This is a genomic window from Streptomyces sp. PTL18 (genome assembly GCF_059510295.1).
In genome coordinates, this window is record NZ_JCAJZO010000071.1 from 1 (window position 1) to 7,530 (window position 7,530).

Sequence of the window (7,530 nt, forward strand, 5' to 3'; positions counted from 1 at the left end):
GCGTTTCTCAGCCTCCCGGCAGGCGCTTCCCTGCCGCCTGGGATCATTCCGGCTGCGGGTGTCCGCACGCCTGTCGGGCCACCGACAGCGGCAGTTGTCCAGCTGCTCCGTTCACGGCTCAGAACGGACGAGCGGGGCGAATTCTTCGAGAGCGGGCGACTCGCAGTGCGGTGGTTCGAACCCGAAGTCGGACCGGAAATGCATCAGACCCTCACCGAACAGACCCGGCTGATCTGGGCTGCGTTGCGCGCTGTGACCCGGCCGGCCGTGATCGAGGCGCCCGACGGTCGCCGCACTTCGGGACTGAGAATCGGGCCCGCCGCCCGTGACGAGGTGGTGCGCCGCCAAGTGCCGCTGGCGAGACCTGGCATTCAGCGGTTTCGGCTGGTGACCTGATGGCGAGGGCCCGGCGGCCGAAGGCCGCCGGGCCCGATGATCAGTAACGTTCAGGCCGAGTCGTTCAGGGAGTCCTTCGCAGCGGGATGACGTCGGGGCCGGTGGGCATGGCAGGGCGGGCGGCCTCTGGGGTGGCCAGGAGGGCCACGATGGTGACCGGCTGCTGGCAGTGCGGACAGTTCCGGGTGGCAGTCGGCTCCAGAGGGTCACGCTCCGGGACGGCCGGTCGGGGTCCTGATCGTGGTGTCGATCTGGGTGGTGGAAGGTCAGGCAATGCGGGCGGCGCCTGCACCTCACCGAGCCGGCGGGCGCGTTCCTCGTCGCGCTGACGATCACGCTGCTTCTCCGCCTCGCGGCGACAGGCCGGTGAACAGTAGACCTGCCGGAGGCGGGGGTTTGCGGTGAACTCGCCGCCGCAGGCCGGGCAGGAATGTGGCTGCGGGCCGGCGGGGGCCGAGCGACGCGCGAGGGTCTTGCAGCGAGGGGAGCAATAGATCTGCCGCGGGTGGGGAATGAACTCGTCCTCGCAGACCGGGCAGTTGACGGTGCTGGCTCCCTTGAGGTGTGTCTGTTCGGTGTCACGAGACACGGGCGTTCACTCCCTTTCGCAGGGTCTCGGCCTGGTTCTGGTGGCCGCGGAGCCGGTAGGAAGGTCCGTCGATGCCGGCGACGGCGGCCCGGTGCAGGAGCCGGTCGAGCATGGCGGCGGCGACGGTGGCGTCGCCGAAGGCGCCGGCCCAGTCAACTGGGGCTGGCACTTGTTCCTCATGGGGTGTGTGCCCTGCGACCTGGCCGTTTCAGGGGTCTGAGTGTCTCTTTGATTGTCTCGCTGACAGTGCGGTTTTGTAGGCGCTACCTTCATTTGTCAGGTGCGAGGAAGGTGTGCCGGATGGTGGAGTCGCGTCTGCGGGTGATCGAGGGCCGGACGGTGCCCGAGGCGCCCGTTGCCTGGGATCCGTGGGAGTTCCAGGCCCTGTGTGTGGAGGCGTTCGTGGCCTCCTGGCGGGCCCGGGGGTTCAGCCCGGTGACAGTCGACAACGACATCGGCCTGCTGGAGCGGACGTTGAAGGCCCTGGGGCGTCCGGCGTGGGATGTCACGCCCGAGGACATCGACCGCGTGGTCGGCGGCCTGGCCGTGGATGGGCGGGCGCCATCCACCCGCCGCGGATACGTCCAGATCTTCAAGGGATTCCACCGGTTCCTGCAGGCCCGCAAAGCCATCGAGATCGAGGCGGCGTTCGGGGTCCGGCTGGTCTGCCCGGTGGACGAGTTCAATGCCTCGCGGCATGTCGGCGACGACTCGCCGGCCCTGCTGCCGCCGCCGACTCCCGAGCGGGTCGAGGAGTTCTTCGACTTCCTCAAGGCCCGGATCGCCACCGCCCGCAAGTACGCGCCCGCCGCCCGCGACTACGCGCTCTTCCGGACGCTGTATCACGCTGGCCTGCGTTCGGAGGAGGCCTCACTCCTGGATTGCCCGGACGTCCACTTCGGCCGCGGCCCGTTCGGCAAGCTGCACGTGCGCTTCGGCAAGGGCGCCCACACCTCCGGGCCCCGTCCGCGCTGGGTGCCCATGCTCGACCAACTGGACCTGATTCTGCGCTGGTTCCTCGACGACGTCCGCGGGAAGTTCCCCGACTCGCCCGCGCTGTTCGCCGACGAGTCGGGCGGCCACCTGCACCAGGGCACCGTCCGCAACCGCCTGCGCTATCTGATGGAGCTGGAGGGCCGTCCGGCCGCCGACCGGTTCAGCCCGCATGCCTTGCGGAGGGCCTGCGCGACCCATAACTACGAGCGCGGGGTGGACCTGGTGGCCATCCAGCAGCTCCTTGGTCACTGGACTGTCAGTTCGACCATGAGATATGTACGGCCCTCGGCCACTTTCATCGAGGACGCCTACCGACGCGCCGTGACCAGCACGCTCGGCGAGCTCACCGGAGAGGAACCCACGCCGTGAACATCAAGTGGAAGCTGCGGATGGCCGCCGCCCAGCGCGAGGTTTGGACCGGCGCCCAGCTGCGGCGGCTCCTGGCCGAGAAGGCCGGCCTGGAACTGTCCTCCGCATCGGTGTCGGCCCTGTTCACCAAGGAACCCTCCCAGGTGAAGATGTCCACGCTCGCAGCATTGTGCACCGCGCTGGAATGCACCCCCAACGACCTGATCGAGGTCGACACCACCCCCGTCGAACGCCCTGCGGCTCATCCGCAACCGGCAGCCGACCTGCCTCGGGCCGCCTCGGCCCGAGGCAAGTCCATGCCGCCGATCTGACCGACGGAGTGCGGGCGAGACATGGGAAAGAGGCAGCGGGACTGTGTCGGGTGCGGGGCGCCGGTCGGCTTCATCGACCGGCAGCATTGCTGCCGCTGCACCGCCCGGATGAAGGACGAAGCCACCCGCGCCCCCTGCCCCACCTGCGGGAGGTCACGCGTCCTGCAGGCCGACACCGGACGGTGCATCACCTGCTCGCGGACCTGCGCAAGCTGCGGACGCCCGGTCCGCTCACCGTCCGCCAGCCACTGCGGGATCTGCCGACGCGAATCCGCCCGGCAGGCTGCGAAGCGGCTCTGCCCTCGCTGCCAGCGGCCCGGCTTCCTGCAGACCGGCACCGGATGTTGCGGCCACTGCTCGCGACGGCGGCAGACCAAGCAGCCCCCGCGGGAGTGCGCCGGCTGCGGCCAGGTGCGGCGCCACGCCGGACACGGACTCTGCTCAGCCTGCTGGCAGAAGCACCCCGACCGCCCCTTCATCGCCGCCGAGAACCTGGCATCCCGGCTCGCCGAGCCAGTGACCTGGCTGGGTGACTTCGCCGGACATCTCGCCGACCGGCACTGCGTGAGCCGTGCCTGCACCATGATCAGCACGCTGGGCAGGCTGCTGAACGACGAACACCCCAACCACCCCCAAGCCCTCCTGGACCGTGCCCGCCGCCCCGGCCGTTCGATGGGCTCCCTCGCTCGCGCACTCGAAGCCTTCTTTACTCAGCACGGCCTCGCACTTCCCACCGACCAGGCGCAACGGCTCGCCGCCGGACGCCGACGACGCCGCATCGACGCCATCCCGCACCCGTTGCGACCGCCGGTGCAGGCGTTCGCCGAGTCCATGCTGCGAGCACGCGAGCGCGCCAGGAAGGCCGGCACCCTGCCGCGCACCGACAGCACTATCGAAGCGGCCCTGGCCATCGTCCGCGACCTCGCCCGCTTCCTGACCGGCACGCGCAACAAGCAGGACTGGGCCCTGACCGAGGTCCACGACGTCGAAGCCTTCCTGGCGACCATGCCCAAGGCCCGTCAACGTCGACTGACCGTGCTGCGGCAGTACTTCCGTTTCGCCCGCTCCCGCAAGATCGTGCTTGTCGACCCCACTCTGGGAGTCAAGGCCAAGGGCCCGTCGGGGTTCAGCGGCACCACCGTCGCCGCCGACCAGCAGCGACAGCTGTTCCGCCGTTGGACCGCAGGCACCGACGCGCACCCTCACGAGGCACTGCTCGGACTCCTGGCCCTCCTCCACGCGGCCTCCAGCAGTGAGGTCCGGCTCCTGCGCCTGGACGACCTCGATCCCACCAACCGCACCATCCGCCTGGGCAAACGGCCGCATCCGGTGCCCATGGACCCGGTCAGCTGGTCGGTGCTTCAACGCTGCCTGGCCCACCGCGCGGACTGGGGCACCGACAACCCCTACGTGATCGTCACCCGGATCACCAAGACCGGCCGGGCACCGGCCTCAACCGCCTATGCCAGCCACCTCCTGGACCCCTGCGGCACCCCGCCCCGGACGCTGCGATGCACCCGTCTCGCCGACCTGGTGAACACCCTCGATCCCAAGCTCGTTGCCGCAGCCCTCGGCATGGACCCCGAAGGCGTCATGATCTACCTCGCCGATCATGTCGACGCCGGTCGGCTCGCGCAGCGCAGGGAGAACGCACCAGGGTCAGGCACTGCGTGACCGGCACAATGTCCCGGTGACCCTCTTTACCTGCGCGAACTGCGAGCACCCTCTCACCGGCGATCTCCAGGAATCACAGGCCGCCCCGGCCAGCGATCACCTGTCCGACCATCGCATCGCCGACCCGCGGGTGGTGCAAGGCACCTATGCGATCAACTACGACGCCACTCTGTTCATCCTGCATCCTGACGACGTGCCAGGCACCGCTCTGCATCCCGACTCAGGACGTCGCGGCGGCTGCTGCGGACTTCACGGCCAGGACGGTCCCAACCTCGTCTGCGCAGACTGCGGCGCCGAGGTCGCCACCAAGGAATCGGACTGCTGGACCGCCAACCTGGTGGCGCTGATAGCCGCTGCAGTCGTCAGCAGCACGGAATCTCCATCTGGAACCCGTTGACTTTCGGCGCCACCTCGCACACGTTCGCCGGAACATGTGCGCTTTGGCGATGCCGACATTGGTCGTCAGGATCGTGCTCGACTTCAGATACCTCTGGTTGATCACCTGGAACAGCGCGGACGCGCCGTCCTCGGGCAGCGGGAGATAGCCGAGCTCGTCGATGATCAGGAGCTTGGGGCCTGCGAAGAACCGCATGCAGGTCTTCCAGCGGCCTTCGAGTGCGGCCTTGTGGCACTTGGCTGCGAGCTCGGCGGTGGTGGTGAAGTAGACGCGGTGCCCGGCGTCGACGGCGGCCCGGCCGAGCGCGACGGACAGCATGGTCTTGCCGACCCCGGGTGGTCCGACGAACAGAACGTTGGAGGCGTCGTCGAGAAACCTGAGGGTGGCCAGGTCGCGGATGAGCTTCTCGTCGACACCCGGCTGGGCCGCGAAGTCGAAGTCGTTCAGCGTCCAGGGTTCGGGCAGGCAGGCGAAGCGTTCCCGGGCCGCGAGGCGGCGGGCCTCGGTGGCCTCGACCTCGATCTCCAGCAGTCGCTCCAGCGCGGCCGTCAGGGACATCCGCTCGGTGCGGGCCTGGTCCAGCACTCGGTTGAGGGCCTCGGCTGCGTCGTTGAGTTTGAGGTAGGACAGGTGACCTCGCAGCTGCTGGAAGCGGCGAGCTTCGCTCATCTGCATCGGTGACGTACTCACTCCGGATTCTCCTCCTTGGGTGAGGGGGCATTCCGTAGCCGGTTGGCCACGGCGGCATAGGTGGACAGGTCGATCACGACCCGTTCCGCGGGATCAGTCGCGGCCGGCTGGCCGCGCAGGTGCTCGGCCTCGGCGAGGGCGGCGGCCGAGGGCGGCCTGCGGACCTTGGTCTTGCAGGGACTGCGGTCGGTGAACGAGGCCAGCACCGCACGTTCCAGCGCGAGAACGTGCCCGTCGTCACGGATGGTCTGGCCGGCTCCGCGTGGTGCCCGTCGGTGCTGGGCGATCACCGCCCGGCCCGTGGTGGCGATGCGCAGGTAGTCGTCGCCGAGCCGGTGGCGGACATGAACCTGAACGCCGGGGAGCCCGGGCGGCACCGAGTAGAAGTTGCCGTCGAAGGACACCAGGCTCTGCGGACTGACCGTCCGCTGGACCTCCAGCTCGGCCGGGAACGGCCGCACCGGAACATCCAAAAGCGGCTCAGCGCTGGCGAGTTCGGCAACAGTGACAGGGACGCCGTCCACCTTCCGGCGCCGCTCGTCCATCCGGACGGCGAGTTTGTCGACCCCGGACTGGGCCTGGATGACACTCAGCCCGTCGGGGACCGTGCGCCACCAGCGTTGGGCGGCCGAGTGGTTGGCCTTCTCGACCACGCCCTTGCGGTTGCCGCGCCGCGGCGGGCAGATGTCCACCCCGGCCCCGTAGTACTTGGCGACCGCCGCGAAGGCCGCGGTGACCTGCCCGCTGGAGGGGTAGCAGACCGTGGCCATGCGGTCGAAGCGCCACCTGCGGGCGGTTCCGCCGAGCCTGCGAACCACGTCGTCCAGGGCCTGGACCAGGTGCGGGAAGTCTTCCGACTCCGCCAGCACCGCCCGCCATCGGCCCGAGTGCGCGAGTGCCCCGACCAGCAGGTGGGCATGGCTCCCGACACCCCAGGATTCGGGCGGATCGGGGAGTTCCAGCCAGTCGAACTGGATCTCCTCACCCGGCGGATGGGCGATCACTGCGACGTTGCGGCCGGTGGAGGCATGACAGGGCTCGCAGTGCGGACGGACCTGATAGCGGCGAAGCGCGCGGGTGAACGAGCAATGCTCAGGACTTGTGGATCGGTTCCGGGAGGGCGTGCGAAGGGCGTACCTTCCCGAATGATCCTTTGATGGTCACCGAGTAGGCCCGCGTTCGCAGCGCGGGTCGGGAAGGCACGCCCGTGCTCAGCGTAGTGAACGCCGATGGCTCGACCGAGACCGGCTCCCTGATCGACGAGATCGTCCGCGAGGGCGCCCGCCGGATGCTGGCCGCCGCCTTGGAGGCCGAAGTCAACCAGTACATAGCCGAGTTGACGACCGAGACCGACGACCGAGACCGACGAGCGGGGGCGTCGGCTCGTGGTCCGCAACGGCCATCACCGGCCCCGGACCGTGGTCACCGCAGCCGGGCCGGTCGAGGTCACCGCGCCTCGGGTGAACGACCGTCGAGTGGACGAGGCCACCGGTGAGCGCAAGCGGTTCTCGTCGAAGATCCTTGCGCCGTGGTGCCGCAAGTCGCCCAAGATCAGCGAGGTGCTGCCGCTGCTCTACCTGCACGGACTGTCCTCTGGGGACTTCGTGCCGGCGCTGGAGCAGTTCCTCGGCTCGGCCGCCGGACTGTCGTCGGCAACCGTGACCCGGCTGACGAAGCAGTGGGGCGACGACCACGCCGCCTTCCAGGCCCGTGACCTGTCCGACCGGGACTTCGTCTATGTGTGGGCTGACGGGGTGCATCCCAAGGTCCGGCTCGGGCAGGCGCACTCATGCGCCCTGGTCCTGCTCGGGGTGCGCGTCGACGGCACGAAGGAGCTGATCGCGATCGCGGAGGGGCTGCGCGAGTCCACGGAGTCGTGGGCCGACCTGCTGCGCGATTGCCGCCGGCGCGGCATGCGCGACCCGGAGCTGGTGGTCGGTGACGGCGCGATGGGGCTGTGGCGGGCCCTGGCCGAGGTCTTCCCCGCAGCCAGGCATCAGAGGTGCTGGGTTCACAGAAGCCGTCAAGAATCAACCTGTCGGTGTGTCGTGTTCGCTCTGCGCGGCAGTGAGGAGATCGGCGGCGGTGCGGTAGCGGGTGGTGGCCGG

At 69.4% G+C, this 7,530-nt stretch carries 7 protein-coding genes and 1 pseudogene; 5 read left to right on the forward strand and 3 right to left on the reverse strand.

Annotated elements, in window-relative coordinates; all coding sequences use genetic code 11:
- The coding region (locus tag AC5WS8_RS38765) for a hypothetical protein (RefSeq protein ID WP_496108175.1) at positions 1 to 396 on the forward strand (396 nt) is incomplete at its 5' end.
- 578 nt (positions 397 to 974) lie between these two features.
- On the opposite strand, the gene AC5WS8_RS38770 is transcribed toward AC5WS8_RS38765, so the two are convergent.
- Entirely contained in the window at positions 975 to 1,154 is a 180-nt protein-coding gene (locus AC5WS8_RS38770) for an ATP-binding protein (protein ID WP_496108176.1), read from the reverse strand.
- A gap of 131 nt (positions 1,155 to 1,285) precedes the next feature.
- Here AC5WS8_RS38770 and AC5WS8_RS38775 point away from each other — a divergent pair, with 131 nt between their 5' ends.
- The 3 genes from AC5WS8_RS38775 (at position 1,286) to AC5WS8_RS38785 (ending at position 4,335) form a co-directional block, all read left to right on the forward strand.
- A complete protein-coding gene (locus tag AC5WS8_RS38775) occupies positions 1,286 to 2,350 on the forward strand; it encodes a tyrosine-type recombinase/integrase (RefSeq protein ID WP_496108177.1) in 1,065 nt (354 codons plus the stop codon).
- Positions 2,347 to 2,661, forward strand: coding sequence for a helix-turn-helix domain-containing protein (locus tag AC5WS8_RS38780; RefSeq protein WP_496108178.1), 315 nt, complete (start codon positions 2,347 to 2,349; stop codon positions 2,659 to 2,661). Before AC5WS8_RS38775 ends, AC5WS8_RS38780 begins: the two co-directional genes overlap by 4 nt.
- Positions 2,662 to 3,072: 411 nt before the next feature.
- Complete coding sequence (locus tag AC5WS8_RS38785; RefSeq protein WP_496108179.1) at positions 3,073 to 4,335, forward strand: site-specific integrase; 1,263 nt, start codon at positions 3,073 to 3,075, stop codon at positions 4,333 to 4,335.
- A gap of 220 nt (positions 4,336 to 4,555) precedes the next feature.
- Here AC5WS8_RS38785 and AC5WS8_RS38790 read toward each other — a convergent pair whose 3' ends face one another.
- Both AC5WS8_RS38790 and AC5WS8_RS38795 read right to left on the reverse strand, forming a co-directional pair.
- Complete coding sequence (locus AC5WS8_RS38790) at positions 4,556 to 5,422, reverse strand: ATP-binding protein (RefSeq protein ID WP_496108180.1); 867 nt, start codon at positions 5,420 to 5,422, stop codon at positions 4,556 to 4,558.
- Entirely contained in the window at positions 5,419 to 6,426 is a 1,008-nt protein-coding gene (locus tag AC5WS8_RS38795) for a Mu transposase domain-containing protein (protein ID WP_496108181.1), read from the reverse strand. Before AC5WS8_RS38795 ends, AC5WS8_RS38790 begins: the two co-directional genes overlap by 4 nt.
- Positions 6,427 to 6,629: 203 nt before the next feature.
- On the opposite strand from AC5WS8_RS38795, the pseudogene AC5WS8_RS38800 reads away from it, so the two are divergent.
- Positions 6,630 to 7,440: pseudogene (locus AC5WS8_RS38800) on the forward strand (IS256 family transposase); the annotation flags it as partial.
- Positions 7,441 to 7,530 lie beyond the last annotated feature (90 nt).

Excerpts from the sequence above, each read along its gene's own strand:
- AC5WS8_RS38775 (WP_496108177.1), top strand. The coding sequence starts at position 1,286 with ATGGTGGAGTCGCGTCTGCGGGTGATCGAGGGCCGGACGGTGCCCGAG.